Origin of the sequence: Pseudoxanthomonas putridarboris (assembly GCF_038321125.1) — a bacterium.
Taxonomy (GTDB): Bacteria; Pseudomonadota; Gammaproteobacteria; order Xanthomonadales; family Xanthomonadaceae; genus Pseudoxanthomonas_A; species Pseudoxanthomonas_A putridarboris.
The window spans coordinates 406,253-423,974 of record NZ_JBBWWT010000002.1 but is presented as its reverse complement, the minus strand read 5'-3'; the positions used below and the strand labels follow the sequence as shown (position 1 = coordinate 423,974).

General features: G+C 67.8%; 12 protein-coding genes and 1 pseudogene. 6 read left to right on the top strand and 7 right to left on the bottom strand.

Features of this window, described 5'->3' with window-relative positions; translation table 11 throughout:
• The first annotated feature begins 154 nt into the window (after positions 1–154).
• The 4 genes from parC (at position 155) to AAD027_RS05915 (ending at position 5,233) form a co-directional block, all read left to right on the top strand.
• A complete protein-coding gene (gene parC / locus AAD027_RS05930) occupies positions 155–2,398 on the top strand; it encodes a DNA topoisomerase IV subunit A (RefSeq protein ID WP_341725093.1) in 2,244 nt (747 codons plus the stop codon).
• Between the two features lie 546 nt (positions 2,399–2,944).
• Positions 2,945–4,114, top strand: a complete 1,170-nt coding sequence (locus AAD027_RS05925; protein WP_341725092.1) for a tetratricopeptide repeat protein — start codon at positions 2,945–2,947, stop codon at positions 4,112–4,114.
• 54 nt (positions 4,115–4,168) lie between these two features.
• A complete protein-coding gene (locus AAD027_RS05920) occupies positions 4,169–4,525 on the top strand; it encodes a hypothetical protein (RefSeq protein ID WP_341725091.1) in 357 nt (118 codons plus the stop codon).
• Between the two features lie 36 nt (positions 4,526–4,561).
• Positions 4,562–5,233 (top strand): thiopurine S-methyltransferase, encoded by a 672-nt coding sequence (locus AAD027_RS05915; RefSeq protein WP_341725090.1) that lies wholly within the window; start codon positions 4,562–4,564, stop codon positions 5,231–5,233.
• A 189-nt stretch (positions 5,234–5,422) separates the two neighbouring features.
• On the opposite strand, the gene bfr is transcribed toward AAD027_RS05915, so the two are convergent.
• Positions 5,423–5,905, bottom strand: coding sequence for a bacterioferritin (gene bfr / locus AAD027_RS05910; RefSeq protein WP_341725089.1), 483 nt, complete (start codon positions 5,903–5,905; stop codon positions 5,423–5,425).
• 171 nt (positions 5,906–6,076) lie between these two features.
• On the opposite strand from bfr, the gene AAD027_RS05905 reads away from it, so the two are divergent.
• A complete protein-coding gene (locus tag AAD027_RS05905; RefSeq protein WP_341725088.1) occupies positions 6,077–8,467 on the top strand; it encodes a penicillin acylase family protein in 2,391 nt (796 codons plus the stop codon).
• A 28-nt stretch (positions 8,468–8,495) separates the two neighbouring features.
• Here AAD027_RS05905 and asnB read toward each other — a convergent pair whose 3' ends face one another.
• From asnB to map, 6 genes and pseudogenes are all read right to left on the bottom strand, one after another.
• On the bottom strand, positions 8,496–10,184 hold the full coding sequence (gene asnB, locus AAD027_RS05900; RefSeq protein WP_341725087.1) for an asparagine synthase B: 1,689 nt from the start codon (positions 10,182–10,184) through the stop codon (positions 8,496–8,498).
• Between the two features lie 450 nt (positions 10,185–10,634).
• The gene (dapE, locus tag AAD027_RS05895) at positions 10,635–11,768 is read right to left on the bottom strand and encodes a succinyl-diaminopimelate desuccinylase (protein WP_341725086.1); all 1,134 of its coding nucleotides are present in this window, start codon (positions 11,766–11,768) and stop codon (positions 10,635–10,637) included.
• The gene (locus AAD027_RS05890) at positions 11,765–12,127 is read right to left on the bottom strand and encodes an arsenate reductase (protein WP_341725085.1); all 363 of its coding nucleotides are present in this window, start codon (positions 12,125–12,127) and stop codon (positions 11,765–11,767) included. Before AAD027_RS05890 ends, dapE begins: the two co-directional genes overlap by 4 nt.
• A 132-nt stretch (positions 12,128–12,259) precedes the next feature.
• Positions 12,260–13,093 (bottom strand): annotated as a pseudogene (dapD, locus tag AAD027_RS05885) (2,3,4,5-tetrahydropyridine-2,6-dicarboxylate N-succinyltransferase); the annotation flags it as partial.
• Positions 13,094–13,129: 36 nt separating this feature from the next.
• Complete coding sequence (glnD, locus tag AAD027_RS05880; RefSeq protein ID WP_341725084.1) at positions 13,130–15,760, bottom strand: [protein-PII] uridylyltransferase; 2,631 nt, start codon at positions 15,758–15,760, stop codon at positions 13,130–13,132.
• An 8-nt stretch (positions 15,761–15,768) separates the two neighbouring features.
• Positions 15,769–16,563, bottom strand: coding sequence for a type I methionyl aminopeptidase (gene map / locus AAD027_RS05875; protein WP_341725083.1), 795 nt, complete (start codon positions 16,561–16,563; stop codon positions 15,769–15,771).
• 393 nt (positions 16,564–16,956) lie between these two features.
• Here map and rpsB point away from each other — a divergent pair.
• Positions 16,957–17,722, top strand: a 766-nt coding sequence (gene rpsB, locus AAD027_RS05870) for a 30S ribosomal protein S2 (protein ID WP_341725082.1), incomplete at its 3' end; no start/stop codon positions are given.

Here is a 17,722-nt window from a genome sequence, read left to right as displayed (position 1 = left end):
CGGCTCTCGAAGCCTCGGGAATGCACATAAACCCTCGCGAAAGCGGGGGTTTTTCGTTTCCGGCGCTCCCGTCCGCGTCATGCGGCGGCATCGGCATCCTCGCGGCGACGGGTAGAATTGCGGTGGACACGACTGCTGCAGACGAACGCACCCGATGACCGAAACCATCCGCCCCACCTTCCACGGCTTCGAGCAGATCCCGCTGCGCGAATACGCCGAGCGCGCGTACCTGGACTATTCCATGTACGTGGTGCTGGACCGCGCCCTGCCCTTCATCGGCGACGGGCTGAAGCCGGTGCAGCGACGCATCATCTATTCGATGAGCGAGCTGGGCCTGAACGCCGCCGCCAAGCCGAAGAAGTCCGCCCGCACCGTGGGCGACGTGATCGGCAAGTTCCACCCGCACGGCGACAGCGCCTGCTATGAGGCGCTGGTGCTGATGGCGCAGCCGTTCTCGTACCGCTATCCGCTGATCGAGGGCCAGGGCAACTTCGGCTCGACCGACGACCCGAAGTCGTTCGCGGCGATGCGCTACACCGAATCCAAGCTGACCCCGATCGCCGAAGTGCTGCTGGGCGAACTGGGCCAGGGCACGGTGGACTGGGCGCCGAACTTCGACGGCACGCTGGAGGAACCCACCTGGCTGCCGGCGCGCCTGCCGCACCTACTGCTCAACGGCACCACCGGCATCGCCGTGGGCATGGCCACCGACGTGCCGCCGCACAACCTCAACGAGATCGTCAGCGCCTGCATCCGCCTGATCGACGACCCCGACGCCACCGTCGCCGACCTGTGCGAGCACGTGCGCGGCCCGGACTATCCCAGCCACGCGGAGATCATCACCGCGCCGTCCGACCTGCGCACGATGTACGAAACCGGCAACGGCAGCGTCCGCGCGCGCGCCACCTGGCGCAAGGACAACGGCAACCTGGTGATCGACGCCCTGCCCTACCAGGTGTCGCCGTCGAAGGTCATCGAGCAGATCGCCGCGCAGATGCGCGCCAAGAAGCTGCCGTGGCTGGAGGACATCCGCGACGAATCCGACCACGCCAATCCGGTGCGCGTGGTGCTGATCCCGCGCTCCAACCGCGTGGACGCCGAACAGCTGATGGGCCACCTGTTCGCCACCACCGACCTGGAGAAAAGCTACCGGGTCAACCTCAACATCATCGGCCTGGACGGCCGTCCGCAGGTCAAGAACCTGAAGACGCTGCTGGCCGAATGGCTGGCGTTCCGCAGCGACACGGTGACGCGCCGCCTGAAGCACCGGCTGGAAAAGGTCGAACGCCGCCTGCACTTGCTGGAAGGCCTGCTGGTCGCGTTCCTCAACCTGGACGAAGTGATCCGCATCATCCGCACCGAGGACGAGCCCAAGGCCGCCTTGATCGCCCGCTTCGGGCTGAGCGAGGAACAGGCCGACTACATCCTCGACACCCGGCTGAAGCAGCTGGCGCGCCTGGAGGAGATAAAGATCCGCGGCGAGCAGGACGAACTGGCCGCCGAGCGCGAAAAACTGATCGCCACGCTGGACTCCAAGGCCAGGCTGAAGAAGCTGATCAAGGACGAACTGGCCGCCGACGCGAAGAAGTTCGGCGATGCGCGCATGTCGCCGCTGGTGCGGCGCGACGCCGCGCAGGCGCTGGACGAAACCGAACTGGTCGCCAGCGAGCCGATGACGGTGGTGCTGTCGGAGAAGGGCTGGATCCGCGCGGCCAAGGGCCATGACGTGGACGCGGCCACGCTGTCGTACCGCGACGGCGACGGCCTGCTGGGCGCGGTGCGTTCGCGCAGCACGCAGCAGGTGGCGTTCCTCGATTCGGAAGGACGCAGTTATTCCACCGCGGTGCACACCCTGCCATCCGCGCGCGGCAATGGCGAACCGCTGACCGGCCGCTTCTCGCCGGCGCCGGGCGCTTCGTTCCAGGCGCTGGCCAGCGGCGACAACGATGCCCGCTTCGTGCTGGCCTCGTCGCATGGCTACGGTTTCGTCACCCGCTTCGAGAACCTGACCAGCCGGCAGAAGGCCGGCAAGGCGATGCTCAACCTGACCGCCGGCGCCAAGGTGCTGCGACCTGCCGCCGTACCGAACAGGGAAGCCGACCGCATCGTCGCGGTGACCAGCGCCGGCCACCTGCTGGCCTTCCCGGTCAGCGAACTGCCGGAACTGGACAAGGGCAAGGGCAACAAGATCATCGAGATCCCCAAGGCCAAGCTGGGCACCGAGCGCGTGGTGGCCATCGCCACCGTGTCGCCGGGCGGCACGCTGCAGGTGAAGAGCGGCCAGCGCACGATGAGCCTCTCGTTCAAGGACCTGGACGAGTATGTGGGTGCGCGGGCGAGCCGTGGTGGGTTGCTTCCCCGTGGTTGGCAGAAAGTGGATGGATTGGATGTCCAGTAGTTCACCGTCGCCATGCACTGCGGCGCGTTCTTCACTCCGACTGCCGCACACTACGGAGGCGCGACAGAAGGTAGATGGATTGGATGTCCAATAATTCGCCACATGGACGCGCTGCGGCGCGTTTGTCCTCGCGGCGACCACAAGCCATCGGGGCGCGGCAGAAAGTGGATGGACTGGATGTCCAGTAGTTCACCTGCCGGGCGCGCTGCGGCGCGTTCTTCATCGCCTCTGCCGCACGTCTATGGTGGCGCGGCACGGCGCGGACAAGATAAACGCCGGGTGGCAATGGAGCCGAGCAATCTCGGCTCTACCCCCTAGCATCTTTCTCTCTCGAACAAGGATCCGGGTCGTCAACGCGACACCCGGGCCGGTTCCATCCTGTGCTATGCAGACGTTCGCGATGGAACGCAACGGTGGATAACTCACATTAACGACGTCCCGTCGAGCGGTCGTGCGGCGCCCGTAGAATCCGCGCGGCACGCCGCAGCGGTCATGCACCACTCGCGCGATGCGGCTCACATTCGCTCCACCTCGCCGAGGATCACCATGCCCCGTTCTCTTTTGCCGTTGCTGCTGGCCTGCCTGTTCCTTTCCTCCCCGGCCGCTGCCCAAAACGGCAGCGTGCAGGTGCTCAGCGCCACGGTGAAGGATCAGAAGATCGCGGGCGCGAACGTCATCCTGCAGAAGGACGGCACCCGTTCGGTCAGCGTGGACACCGATGCGCAGGGACGCGCCGGCATCGACGCCGCAAGGGCCAGCGACCCCGGCACCTTGATCATCATCAAGAAGCCCGGCTACTCCAACCTGGTGGCCAAGTGTCCTTGCGACGGGCTGACCTATGCGCTCAGCCCGGTCATGGATTCGCTCGACGGCATCCGCGTCGTGCTCAGCTGGGGGGCCGATCCCCTCGACCTGGATTCCCACCTTGTCTTTCCGGGCAACCATGTCTACTTCGGCAAGAAGTCGGGCGATGGCGCCAACCTCGACGTGGACGATACGGACAGCTACGGGCCGGAAACGATCACCCTGCAGCGCAGCGGAAACGGCATCGCCTACGAGTACGCGGTGCATGATTTCAGCAACCTCGACCGACCGGCGAGCGAAGAGCTTTCCGACAGCTCGGCCACGGTCTTCGTCTATGTCGGCGAATCGCTGGTGCGCACTTACTACGTGCCGCGCGGCATCGCCGGAAACCTGTGGTCGGTATTCCGCATCACCGGCAACGGCGAATTCCAGGACATCAACCAGATCCGCGGAATCCGCAGCAACGCCGCCGGGATCGACGGCGTAGTGAGCAGCGGCCGATCCGGAGCGCCTGTCGCTGCCGTCGTCAGCCAAGGCAACCTGAGCCAGGCCAGAAGCCTGAATCGCGCAGGCGAACAGGCCTACGCCGCCGGCAACCTGGAGGAGGCGCTGCGGCTCTATCGACAGGCCATCGACCTCCATCCCGAATTCGGCCAGGCTTACAGCAACCTCGGCCTGGCCTATCTGAAGCTGGGTCGCGCCGCCGAAGCCATCTGGGCATCGCGCAAGGCCATCGCACTGGCGGACGGCCAGTACGCCAACGTCACCCGCGCCAACTCCCACTACAACATCGGCATGCTCTACGAAAAAGCCGGACAGTACGAACAGGCGCTGGACAGCTACCAGGCGGCGCAACGCGAACGCCCGAAGCCCGCCTACGAGGAAGCCATCAGGCGGATGCTCTCGCGCTGATTCCAGTATCGTCCGGCTGTTGCCCGCTGCCAGGCACAGCCGGGGCGCATCTTCGTGCAGGCAGGCAAACCCATTGCGGCACGCTTGACGAGCACGACACGCCCGGATAAAGCAGCAAAATCGCTGTCGCTCTTTCTGCTGTTCTCGGTCATCTCGACATTCTTCTGGTGGCTATTCCATGAGCGCTACCTCAAGCATGCGGACTGCATCGAGGCGCTCGCAAATTCAAGCTGCATCACTCCGGAGGGAGACAACCTGACTTCCGGGGGCATCCTCTGGGCGTTGGTCGCGATTCTCTTCGGGTTGCTTGCGGCCATCTTCCTGTGCGTTTCGGTTTGTCGCCTTCTCCGGCGCCGATCCGTGGCCATCCGGCAATCCATCCACGCGGACACGCCTCGTCGATCGGTATGATGGCCGCGACAATAACCGAGGAGCAGGACTTCATCGATGGACGCGGACTTCTGGCTGCAACGCTGGCAGGAAGGGCAGATCGGCTTCCACCGCGACGACGTCATGCCGCTGCTGGAAAAGCACTGGCCCACGCTGCGGCTTCCCGCCGGCAGCCGCGTGCTGGTGCCGCTGTGCGGCAAGTCGCTGGAAATGCATTGGCTGGCGGCGCAAGGGCATCGCGTGCTCGGCGTGGAACTCTCGCCGCTGGCGGTGCAGCAATTCTTCGCCGAGGCCGGACTGGAGCCGCGGCGGCATGCGAGCCGCCATGGCGAGCACCATGTCGCCGGTCCGATCGAGATCATCCTGGGGGACGCCTTCGGCCTGGACGCGGAGTCGCTGGCGGATGTGGCCGGCGTCTACGACCGGGCCGCGCTGATCGCCCTGCCGCCGGCGTTGCGTCGGCGCTACCTCGGCACGGTGTACGCCAGGCTGCCCACCGGCTGCCAAGGCCTGCTGATCACGCTGGAATACCCGCAGGCCGAAAAGGAAGGGCCGCCGTTCTCGGTGGAACAGGACGAAGTCGAAGCGTTGTTCGCCGCGCCCTGGCAGGCATCGCTACTGGAACGACGCGGCATCCTGGACCAGGAACCACGCTTCCGCGCCGACGGACTCAGCGCATTGGCGACTGCGGTTTACGCGCTGGCCAAGGCCCGACCAGCGCCCCTGTAGGAGCGCCCCATGGGCGCGATGCCTCCGCCTCTCGTGACGGAAAAGCATCGCGGGCATGGCCCGCTCCTACGGAGACGACCGTACCGTAGGGGCCGCAGAAACATCGACCTTGCAGGAGCGCCTTCGGGCGCGATGCTTTTCTCCGACGTGCCCCAACAGGGTCGCGCCCATGGTGTGCTCCTACGGCGATCAATCGCCGACCTTGCCGTCCAGCTTGGTCAACAGGTAGTTCTCGATCCCCAGCCGCTGGATCAGGCCCAGTTGCTGCTCCAGCCAGTGCGCGTGGTCTTCCTCGGTGTCCTGCAACTGCGTCAGCAGCATCTCGCGGCTGACGAAATCGCCGTGCTGTTCGCACAGGGCCATGCCCTTGGCCAGGTTGGCGCGGACCCGGTACTCGACTTCGAGATCGCGCTGCAGCATGTCCTCGACGGTCTTGCCGGCCACGAACGGTTCCGGACGCATGTCCGGGTCGCCCTCCAGGAACAGGATGCGGCGCAGCAGCGCGTCGGCGTGCTGGGTTTCCTCTTCCATTTCATGGTCGATGCGCGCGTACAGCGCCTTCAGCCCCATGTCCTCGTAGCGGCGGGAATGGATGAAGTACTGGTCGCGGGCGGACAACTCGCCGCGCAGCAGTTGCTTGAGGTAATCGACGACGTCGGGATGGCCTTTCATGGGGGCGGCTCCTGTAACAAGGCGCACAGGATGCCGGATCGCGCCAGGCGATGGCCGAATCGGAATCACTCTCAGTCGCCCTTCGCCTCCGGCGCATGCGCATGGCGGCGACCGGCATGGCTTCCATGGAATAATCGGCGGGCCCGTCACCCCGACCGCAAGGATTCCACAATGTTGAAATGGACCCGGCGCATCGCGCTGCTGTTGCTGGCCCTGGTCGTGCTGGCGTTCCTGGCGGCATGGTGGGCCATGCGGGGCAGCCTGCCCGCGCTCGACGGCGAGGTCGCACTGGAGGGCCTGGCCGCACCGGTTTCCATCCAGCGCGACGCCTTGGGCGTGGTCACCATCGACGCCGCCAGCGAAGCCGACGCGATGCGCGCGCTGGGCTACGTGCACGCGCAGGAGCGCTATTTCGAGATGGACCTGATGCGCCGCACTTCGGCCGGCGAACTGGCCGAACTGTTCGGCCCCATCGCCGTGAACCTGGACAAGGAAAGGCGCGTGCACCGCATCCGTGCGCGGGTGACAGAACACCTGGACACCTTCGCCGGCGGCCGCCTGCCGCAGCTGCAGGCCTATACCGACGGCGTCAACGCCGGGCTCGGCGACCTGCGCACGCGTCCGTGGCCTTATCTGCTGTTGCGGCAAGCACCGCGGCGCTGGGACGTCGTGGACTCGGCGCTGACCGGCTATGCCATGTACTTCGACCTGCAGGATTCGCAGAACGTGCGCGAGCTGGGACTGTGGAAGATCGGCCAGCACGTGCCGCCGGCACTGCATGCTCTGCTGATGCACGACGGCACCGAGTGGGATGCGCCGTTGTTCGGCGAGGCGCGCGGCAATGCGGCGCTGCCGACGGCCGACCAGGTCGACCTGCGCAAACTGCCGATGCCCGCATCCGATGCGCATCGCCGGCTGGCCGACAAGGGCACGCCGGGCAGCAACAACTGGGCCGTGGGCGGCGCGCTGACCGCCGACGGCCGCGCCATCGTGGCCGACGACATGCACCTGGGCCTGCGCGCGCCGAACATCTGGTTCCGCGCGCGCCTGCGCTATCCGGATGCGCGCGCGCCCGGCGGCAAGGTGGATGTGTCCGGCTTCACCCTGCCCGGCCTGCCCGCCATCATCGTCGGCAGCAACGGGCACGTCGCCTGGGGCTTCACCAACAGCTATGCGGATACGGCGGACTGGTACCCGGTGCGGCCGTGCGCGGGGGAAACCGACCAGGAAGCCGATTGCGACCCCGCGCAGCGCCACGTTGAAACGATCCGCGTGGCCGGCGGCGAACCCGTGCGATTCGATGTGGTGGAGACCCGCTACGGCCCGGTGATGCATGAAGCGGAAGACGAGCAGCCTGCCCTCGCCCTGCGCTGGGTGGCGCACCAGCCGGGCGCATTGAACTTCGGCCTGGCGGACTTCGCTCGCGCGGGCGACCTTTCCGCTGCGCTCGCGGTCGCGCAGCGCACCGCGACGCCGGCGCAGAACCTGGTGGTCGGCGATCGCAACGGACGCATCGCCTGGCGCGTCCTGGGGCCGCTGGCGTCCCGTGACGGCGCCTGCCCGGCACCCTTGCAACTGCCGCATCCGGCCAAGGCCACCGCAGAGCCGGCGGCGGTCGCCTGCCTGCCATGGGACATCTCCACCCAACTGGCGCCCGTGCTCACCGCGCCTGCCGAACATCGCCTGTGGACGGCCAACGCGCGCGTGCTCGACGGCGCCGCGCTGGCGCGCGTCGGCGACGGCGGTTACGCGCTGGGCGCGCGCGCGAAGCAGATCCGCGACGGCCTGTTCGCCAGGGAGCAGTTCAGCGAGAAGGACCTGCTGGCGATCCAACTGGACGATCGAGCGGTATTCCTGCAACGCTGGTGGCAGCTGTTGCAGGACGAAGCGAAGAAGCAGGAGCAAGCCACCGCACTGCATGCCCTGGCCGATGCCGGCAGGACATGGGAGGACCGCGCCAGCCCGGAATCGGTCAGCTATCGCCTGGTCCGCGCGTGGCGGCTGGCCGTGCACGCGCGCATCGCCGACGGCCTGACCGCCCCCGCGCAGGCCGCGCTGGGCGACGGCTTCGTGATGCCCGACCTGCCGCAACTGGAAGGCATCGTGTGGCCGCTGCTGGAACAGCGTCCCGCGCATCTTCTTTCCCGGCGCTACGAGAGCTGGGGCGCGTTGCTGGAAGATGCGGCCAGGGAAGTGCGCGACGATCTGGCCGAAAAAGGGCCGTTGGCGCAGCGCACCTGGGGCGAACGCAACACCGCGAAGATCTGCCACCCGCTGGCCAATGCCCTGCCCGGCTTCATCAAGCCGTCGCTGTGCATGCCCGGCGAACCGCTGCCCGGCGACGGTTCCATGCCGCGCGTGCAGGGCCCGTCGTTCGGCGCATCCGAGCGCATGGTGGTATCGCCGGGCCACGAGACCGATGGCATCATCCACATGCCCGGCGGCCAGAGCGGCCACCCGCTGTCGCCGTTCTGGGGCGCCGGCCACGACGACTGGGTGCATGGAAGGCCGACGCCGTTCCTGCCGGGCAAGGCGGAGTACACGCTGACCTTGAAGCCCTGAGCCCTCCCCTTGAAGGGGAGGGAGAAGATCACAGCGCCGCGTTGTGCACGCCGGCCACCGCGCGGCCGGACGGGTCCGCGGCGCCGGCGAAGCTGGCATCCCAGGCGATCGCCGCCGGCGACGAGCAGGCGATCGACTTGCCGCCCGGCACGGTCTCGGCGCAGGCCTGCCCCGGGTAGAACTGCTCGAACAGGCTGCGGTAGTAGTACCCCTCCTTGGTGAGCGGCGGGTTGACCGGGAAGCGCTTGTCGGCGGCGGCCAGTTCGCGGTCGCTGACCTGGGCCTCGGCGTGCGCCTTCAACCCATCGATCCAGCCGTAGCCGACGCCGTCGCTGAACTGCTCCTTCTGCCGCCACAGGATGGAATCGGGCAGGTAGCCGTCGAAGGCCTCGCGCAGCACGCCTTTCTCCATCCGTGCCGCACCGTCGCCGGCCTTGTCGATCATCTTGTGCTTCGCGTCCATCTTCATCGCCACGTCCAGGAACTCCACGTCCAGGAACGGCACGCGCGGCTCCACGCCCCAGGCCATCATCGACTTGTTGGCGCGCAGGCAGTCGTAGTTGTGCAGCGCGTCCAGCTTGCGCACCAGTTCCTCGTGGAACTCGCGCGCGTTGGGCGCCTTGTGGAAGTACAGGTAGCCGCCGAAGATCTCGTCGCTGCCCTCGCCCGACAGCACCATCTTCACCCCCATGGCCTTGATCCGGCGCGCCAGCAGGTACATCGGCGTGGACGCGCGGATGGTGGTGACGTCGTAGGTCTCGATGTGGCGGATCACTTCCGGCAACGCATCCAGGCCTTCCTCGAAGGTGTACTCGAACCCGTGGTGCACCGTGCCCAGCGATTCCGCCGCGATGGCCGCCGCCGCCAGGTCCGGCGAACCCTTCAGGCCGATGGCGAAGGAATGCAGGCGCGGCCACCACGCCTCGGCCTTGTCGTCCTCCTCGATGCGATGGCGGGCATAGCGCGCGGCCACCGCCGCGACCAGCGACGAATCCAGCCCGCCCGAGAGCAGCACGCCATACGGCACGTCGGTCATCAACTGGCGATGCACCGCGCGCTCGAACGCCTCGCGCAGTTCCTGCCCCGGAACCTCGACGCCCTGCACGGCGTCGTACTCCCGCCACGGCTTGTCGTAGTACTTCGTCAACGCGCGGGTGGCGCTGTCGTACCAATGGCCGGGCGGGAATTGCGCCACGTCGGCACAGATCGGCGCCAGCGCCTTCATCTCCGAGGCCACGCACAGCCGGCCTTCGCGGTCGTGGCCCCAGTACAGCGGACACACGCCGATGGGATCGCGCGCGATCAATGCGCGCCCCTTCTGCTGGTCCCACAATGCGAAGGCGAAGATGCCGTTGAGGCGGTTGAGGAACGACGCGGGTTCATCCTCGCGGTACAGCGCATTGATGACCTCGCAGTCCGAGCCGGTCTGGAAGGCGTAGTCCTGCTGGAGTTCCTTCTTCAACTCGCGGTGGTTGTAGATCTCGCCATTGACCGCCAGCGCCAGTTCGCCGTCGGCCGAGCGCAGCGGCTGCGAACCGCCGGCCGGATCGACGATGGCCAGCCGCTCGTGGACCAGGATGGCGCCGCCGTCGTGGTACACGCCGCTCCAGTCGGGACCGCGGTGGCGCTGCTTCTGCGAAAGTTCCAGCGACTGCCGTCGCAGGGCCTGCACGTCGTCGCCGGGTTGCAGCCCGAAGATGCCGAAGATGGAACACATGGGGTGGGGACTCCTGGGTGGGTTCGGTTTCATGGCCCGGATACGAAAAAACCCGCATCTCGCGATGCGGGTTCTCTGGTATCCGGCTGGTGTTTCGTCGCCTAGTCGCAGACCCGCAGCGTGCACGCACGATTATTCGCGCGCGCAATATTGCGGTTGGCGTTGTTCGTGGCGAGCGCGGAAGGACGAGGCATGGGGCGACCGTAACCGGTCGGCCGGGGGCTTGGCAAGTCCCTGGCCATCGCCGGAAAAGTTGCCGATGCAACCAATCCCCTTGTAGGAGCGGCTTCAGCCGCGACCGCAGAAAGATCCCCCCTTTGCCAGAGATTGACGCGGATAGCCGCGGATAAGAAACAGGGCATTATCCGTGTCTATCCGCGCTGATCCGTGGCCTTCTGGTGTTCATCGTTTCCGGTCGCGGCTGAAGCCGCTCCTACAGGGGGATAGGCATCAGCCCGGCAGCATCAATCGCTCGACCAGCGCCAGGTACAGGCCCGGCAGCGCATCCAGGTCGGCCACGGCGATGTGTTCGTCCACCTTGTGGATGCTGGCGTTGACCGGGCCCACCTCGATGCACTCGGCGCCCAGCGGCGCGATGAAGCGCGCATCCGAGGTGCCGCCGGCGGTGCTCTCCTCCGGCGGCGCGCCCGCGAACTCGCCCAGCACGGCGCGCGCCGTGGCGCGCAGATGGCCTTCCGGCGTGTAGAACGGCTCGCCACCGCGGTGCCAGTGCACGCTGTAATCCAGCCCATACCTGCGGAAGACCGCTTCGATCTCCTGCTCCAGTTTCTCGGCCGTCCACGTCGGGTTGAAGCGCAGGTTGAACACCACCTGCAGGTCGCCCGGGATGACGTTGCTGGCGCCGGTGCCGGAATGCAGGTTGGAGATCTGCAGGCTGGTCGGCGGGAAGGTCTCGTAGCCTTCGTCCCACTGCCGCGCGGCCAGTTCGTCCAGCGCCGGCAAGGCCTTGTGGATCGGGTTGAGCGCCTTGTGCGGATACGCCACATGGCCCTGCACGCCGCGCACGCTGAGCGTGCCGGTCAGCGTGCCGCGGCGGCCCACGCGCAACAAGTCGCCGAGTATTTCCTTCGACGAGGGCTCGCCGGTGATGCACCAGTCGATCGCCTGTCCGCGCTGGCGGAACAGTTCGGCCACTTTCTTCACGCCGTCGTGGGCGTCGCCTTCCTCGTCGGACGTGACCAGCAACGCCACCGTACCGGGATGGTCCGGATGCGCATCGACGAAGCGCTCCAGCGCGATGGTGCAGGCGGCCACGCTGCACTTCATGTCGGCGGTGCCGCGCCCGTACAGCACGCCATCGCGTATGGTGGGAATGAAGGGGTCGCTGGTCCACGCATCCAGCGGACCGGGCGGCACCACGTCGGTATGGCCCAGCAGCACCAGCACCGGCGTTCCGCTGCCGTGGGTCGCCCAGAGATTGTCGGTCTCGCCGAAACGCAGGTGTTCGCAGCGGAAACCGGCCTGTTCCAGGCGATGCGCCAGCACCTGCTGGCAACCGGCGTCGTCCGGGGTGACGGAATGGCGCCGGATCAGTTCGCTGGAGAGTTCGACGACATCGCTCACGTGTCCGCTCCGAACAGCTTCTTGAAGCCATTGTCGCTGAAGCCCTGTGAAAAGCCGCCTTCACCGGTGACGACCACCGGCCGCCGGATCAGTTGCGGGTATTCCTTCAGCAGCAGCGTCCATTCCGCTTCCGAGCCGGGCGACTTGCGGTTCTCCGGCAACTGCCGCCAGGTGGTGGACGACTTGTTGATCAGCGAATCCCAGCCGCCGGCCTTCTCCGCCCACTCCTTCAAGGTTTCGGGTGCCTGCCGGTTGTCGCGGTAGTCGACGAAGCCGTAGGCGACACCGAAACGGTCCAGCCACTTGGTCGCCTTCTTGCAGGTGTCGCAGTTCTTCAGTCCGTACAGCGTGGTGCTCATGTCGTTACCCGGATGCAATCCTGTGGGAGCGCGCCATGCGCGCGATGCTTTTCGTTTCGATCCAGGACACCTCGGCAAGAGCATCGCGCGCATGGCGCGCTCCTACAAGGCATCCGGCGCCGTGATGGCGGCTCAGTCCGCCAGCCCGCGCAGCAACTCGTTGACGCTGGTCTTGCCGCGGGTCTTCTCGTCCACCTGCTTGACGATCACCGCGCAATACAGCGAATGCGAGCCGTCGGCGGCCGGCAGCGAGCCGGAGACGACCACGCTGCCCGGCGGCACGTAGCCGTAGGTGATCTCCCTGGTGACGCGGTTGTAGATGCGGGTGGACTGGCCCAGGAACACGCCCATGCCGATCACGCTATGGTGGCCGACCACGACGCCCTCGACGACTTCCGAGCGCGCGCCGATGAAGCAGTGGTCCTCGATGATGGTAGGGCTGGCCTGCAACGGTTCCAGCACGCCGCCGATGCCGGCGCCGCCGGACAGGTGGCAGTGCTTGCCGACCTGCGCGCACGAACCGACGGTGGCCCAGGTGTCCACCATCGTACCCTCGCCCACATGCGCGCCGATGTTGACGAAGCTGGGCATCAGCACCACGTCCTTGCCGAAGTAGGTGCCGCGACGGGCGATGGCGCCCGGCACCACGCGCACGCCGAGCTTGCGGAAGTCGTTCTCGTCGAACGCGCCGAAGCGCGCCTCCACCTTGTCCCAGAACGGCGCCGGATAGGCTTCCACCAGTTCCATCTCATTGACGCGGAAGTACAGCAGCACGGCTTTCTTCAACCATTCGTTGACCTTCCAGCCGCCCTTGCCATCGGGTTCGGCCACGCGCAGCTTGCCTTTCTCCAGGCCTTCGATGGCCAGTTCCACGGCGGTGCGGGTGGAGCCTTCGATCTCGGCCGGCGTCAGCTCGGCGCGGCGCTCGAACGCGCTCTCGATGGTGGACTTCAGTTCGTCGGTCTTGCTGGCTTTGCGGGTCATCAACAATCCTGTGGCGCGTTACGGTGGGGTATCGAAACTGGCGCGCAGCGCGTCGCGCAGCGCCTGTCGCGGCTCGTCGCCGGCGAGCGGCTGGTCGTTCTCGTCGGTGATCTGGAAGATGTCCTCGGCGCGTTCGCCGAAGGTGGCGATGCGCGCGTCGTGCACGCGCAGCCGCTGCCGGCGCAGTACCTGCGCCACGTCCGACAGCAGGCCGGGGCGGTCGGGCGCCACCAGGCTCAGCACGGTGCGGCGGCCGTCCGGCGTGGCGCCGAACTCGATGCGCGGCGGGAACCGGAAATGGCGCAACTGCCTCGGGACGGCCCGGCGCGAGGTGCGCACCGCGTCGAGCGGTCCGGACAGCGCCGCGGCCAGCCGCTGCTCCACTTCCGCCGGCACGCATGGCGCGTAGATATCGGCCGGCAGCACCTCGAAGGTGTCGAAGATGGTGCCGTTGGGCCCCACCAGCACGCGGGCCTGGTGGATGGCGAAGCCCATGCGGTCCAGCGTGGCCAGGATGGCCGCGAACAGGCCGTCGCGGTCGGGCGAATGCACGAACACTTCCATCGCCTTGGCGTCGTCGGCGATGTGGCGCACGCGCACGCGCGTCTCGCCGGGCGCCGCGCCCTGGATGGCCAAGGCCTGCCAGGCCAATTGTTCGGGCCGGAAGCGCAACAGGCTTTCCTCCGGCATCGCCGCGAACAACGCGTCCGCGCGCGGCGCGTCCACGCCCTGGATGCCCAGCAGCGTGCGCACGGCATCACGCGCCTCGGCCAGGCGTTCGTTGACGGCGATGGGGTTTTCCAGCCCTTCGCGCAGCACGCGGCGCGCGGCGAAGTAGAGATCGGCCAGCAACCGGTCCTTCCACGCGTTCCACAGCTTGGGACTGGTGCCGGCGATGTCGGCGCAGGTCAGCAGGTAGAGGTAGTCCAGCCGCTCGCGGTCCCTCACCAGCGCGGCGAACGCATGGATCACGTCCGGATCGGCGATGTCCTGCTTCTGCGCGGTCACCGACATGCGCAGGTGCTGCTCCACCAGCCAGGCGACCAGTTCGGTGTCCGATTCGCTGAGGCCGTGGGCGGCGCAGAACTCGCGCGCATCCACGGCGCCCAGTTCGGAATGGTCGCCGCCACGGCCCTTGGCGATGTCGTGGAAAAGCCCGGCCAGCAGCAGCAGTTCCGGCTTGCGCAAGCGCGGCCAGACCTCGTGCGCGATGGAGAAACGCTCGTCGGCGCGCCCGGCGGCGAACGCGGCGATGTTCCGCAGCACCATCAGCGTGTGCTGGTCCACCGTGTAGACGTGGAACAGGTCGAACTGCATGCGCCCGGACACCCGCGCGAACGCGGGGATCCACTGCCCCAGCACGCCCAGCCGCGCCATGCGGGTGAGCGTTTCCACCGCGCGCGGACCGCGCAGCAGCGCCATGAAGGCATCGCGCTGCACGGTGCCCGCCGCTTCGTAGGACGGCAGGCGCGGCAGCGCTTCGGCCAGCGCGCGCGCGGTGCGCGAATGCAGGCCGCGCAGTTGCGGGTGCGCGGCCCAGGTGGCGAACAGCGCGAACACCTGGGTCACGTCGCCCTGCGGCCATTCGCCGTCGCGCGCCGCCAGGTAGCCGCGGCGCGAGGCGAACTGCGCATCCAGCGGTTCGGCCAGCGCTTCGCCGTCGAATTGCTCCTCGAAGCGCTGCAGCAGGCGGTCGCTGATCCGGCGCACGATGGCGGCGCTGCGGTAGAAGCCCTGCATCATCTTCTCGACGCCCAGGCTCTCCGCGTCGTCGGCGAAGCCCAACCGTTGCGCCAGCGTCTTCTGGTAATCGAAGCGCAGCCGCTCTTCCGGCCGGCCGGCGACCCGGTGCAGGCCATAGCGCAGGCGGCCCAGCGCACGGCGCTCGCGCGCCAGCGCGGCGGCTTCGTCCTGCCCCAGGTGGCCCAGGCCGACCAGCGGCTCCAGGTCGCGCACGCCGAACGTGCGCAGCGCCATCCAGCCCAGCGTGTGCAGGTCGCGCAGGCCGCCCGGGCCGTCCTTGATGTTGGGTTCCAGGTTGTCCGAGGTGTCGCCGAAGCGCGCGTGGCGGATGCGCAGTTCCTCGCGCTTGGCCACGAAGAAATCGCGCGGCGGCCAGACCCGAGCGGCGGACACTGCGTCGATCAGGCGCGCATCGTCGACCGGTTCGCCCACCAGCATGCGCGCCTCGATCAGCGCGGTCAGCACGGTCTGGTCGGCGGCGGCGGCGCTGGTGCATTCGGTCGCCGAACGCACGGCATGGCTGATCGGCAGGCCGGCGTCCCACAGCAGCGCGAAGAAGCGCGCGACCGCGTCATGCTGCTGCTGTTGCGCCTCCGCACTGGCCAGCACCAGCAGATCCACGTCCGAATGGGGGAACAGTTCGCCGCGGCCGTAGCCGCCCACCGCGAACAGCGCCATCGGCGCCTCGGGGGAAACGCAACGCGCCCAGCCGTCCTTCAGCAGGTGATCCACCGCCCGCGCGCGCAGGGCGAGGACGCGGTCCATGCCGTCGTTCTGGTCGAAGCGCCTGTCCAGCCGCGCATCGGTATGCGCCAGCGAGGTCCGCGCGGCCGCCGACCAAGCGGCATCGTCGGCGACGTCCGGGCCGATTTCCGGAAGCCGCGGCGCAAGTCCGTTCGCGGCCACGGGAGCGTTCACAGGTCGTTGTCGTCGCCCGGCACGCGGGTAAGGATCTCCACGCCGCTCTCGGTGACCAGCACGGTGTGTTCCCACTGGGCGGACAGCTTGCGGTCCTTGGTGACCACGGTCCAGCCGTCGGGCAGCACCTTGGAGTGGCGGGTGCCTTCGTTGATCATCGGTTCGATGGTGAAGGTCATGCCCGGCTTCAGCACCACGCCCTCGCCCGGGCGGCCGTAGTGCAGCACCTGCGGCTCGTCGTGGTAGACCTGCCCGATGCCGTGGCCGCAGTACTCGCGCACCACGCTGAAGCGCTCGGCTTCGGCGTACTGCTGGATCGCGTGGCCCACGTCGCCCAGGGTGGCGCCCGGCTTGACCGCCCGGATGCCGCGGAACATGGCCTCGCGGGTGGTTTCCACCAGCCGCCTGGCCATCACCGACGGGGTGCCGACGTAGTACATGCGGCTGGTGTCGCCGTGCCAGCCGTCCTTGATGACGGTGACGTCGATGTTGAGGATGTCGCCGTCCTTCAGCACCTTGCCCTCGCTGGGCATGCCGTGGCAGATGACGTTGTTGACCGAGGTGCAGACCGTGGACGGGAACGGGATGCGCCCGTGCCCGCCGCCGTAGCCGATGTTGGCCGGGATGGCCTTCTGCACGTTGACGATGTGGTCGTGGCAGACACGGTCCAGTTCGGCGGTAGTGACGCCGGGCTTCACGTGCGCGGCCACGACCTGCAGGACTTCGGCGGCCAAGCGGCCGGCCACGCGCATCTTCTCGATGTCTTCGGGGGTTTTGAGCTGGATTGCCATGGCCCGATTATCGCCTATTTGCCGGGCAGGCTGAATGGTGGCGGCACTTTCCGGGACAATCCCGGCCCCGCGCGGCCGGCCGGCACCCTCCGGGGCCGGCGCACCCGGCCGCACCCGGACAGTCCAGGTTTGCGGCGGCGACCCTGCCCCGGCTATACTCCGCAGGCTTTGCCGGGCCCATGCCCGTCCTGGCGGCCCACGTCGGGCCACACCGGCGAATCCACACCTGCTGCCACAACCCGTGCCGGGGTGCCCTTCGCCGAAGGGTTCGGCCACGGATGCCGCAGGGAGGCCCAACCCCGGAACCACGCCCTCGCGGGCAAGCCGCCGTCGACACGATGCCCGTCCGGGCCTGTCGAATGGATGGCCGGTTCCCCTTCAGGAGTCCATGCAATGCCCCAAGTCACCATGCGCCAGATGCTGGAAGCCGGCGTCCATTTCGGCCACCAGACCCGCTACTGGAACCCCAAGATGGCCCCGTACATCTTCGGCGCCCGCGGCAAGATCCACATCATCAACCTCGAGAAGACCGTTCCGCTGTTCAACGACGCGATGAACTTCATCTCCGGCGTCGCCCAGAAGCGCGGCACCGTGCTGTTCATCGGCACCAAGCGCAGCGCGCGCGAGGCGGTGAAGGAAGAGGCCGAGCGTTGCGGCATGCCGTTCATGACCCAGCGCTGGCTGGGCGGCACGCTGACCAACTTCGCCACCGTGAAGAAGTCGGTCGCCCGCCTGAAGGAACTGGAAGCCGCCGAGACCGACGGCACCTTCGAGAAGCTGGTCAAGCACGAAGTGCTGGGCCTGCGCCGCGAGCGCGAGAAGCTGCTGGCCTCGCTGGGCGGCATCAAGGAAATGAACCGCCTGCCGGACGCGCTGTTCGTCATCGACATCGGCCATGAGGACATCGCCATCAAGGAAGCCAAGAAGCTCGGCATCCCGGTGGTCGCGGTGGTCGACTCCAACTACGACCCGGCCCTGGTCGACTACGCCATCCCCGGCAACGACGACGCCATCCGCGCCGTGCAGCTGTACGCCCGCGCCGCCGCCGACGCCGTGCTGGAAGGCAAGGCCGCTTCGCCGAACGCCGCCGTCGTGCGCGAGGAAGAGTTCGCCGAAGCCGGCGAAGGCGACGCCAAGGGCGCCCGCCGCGCGCCCGCCC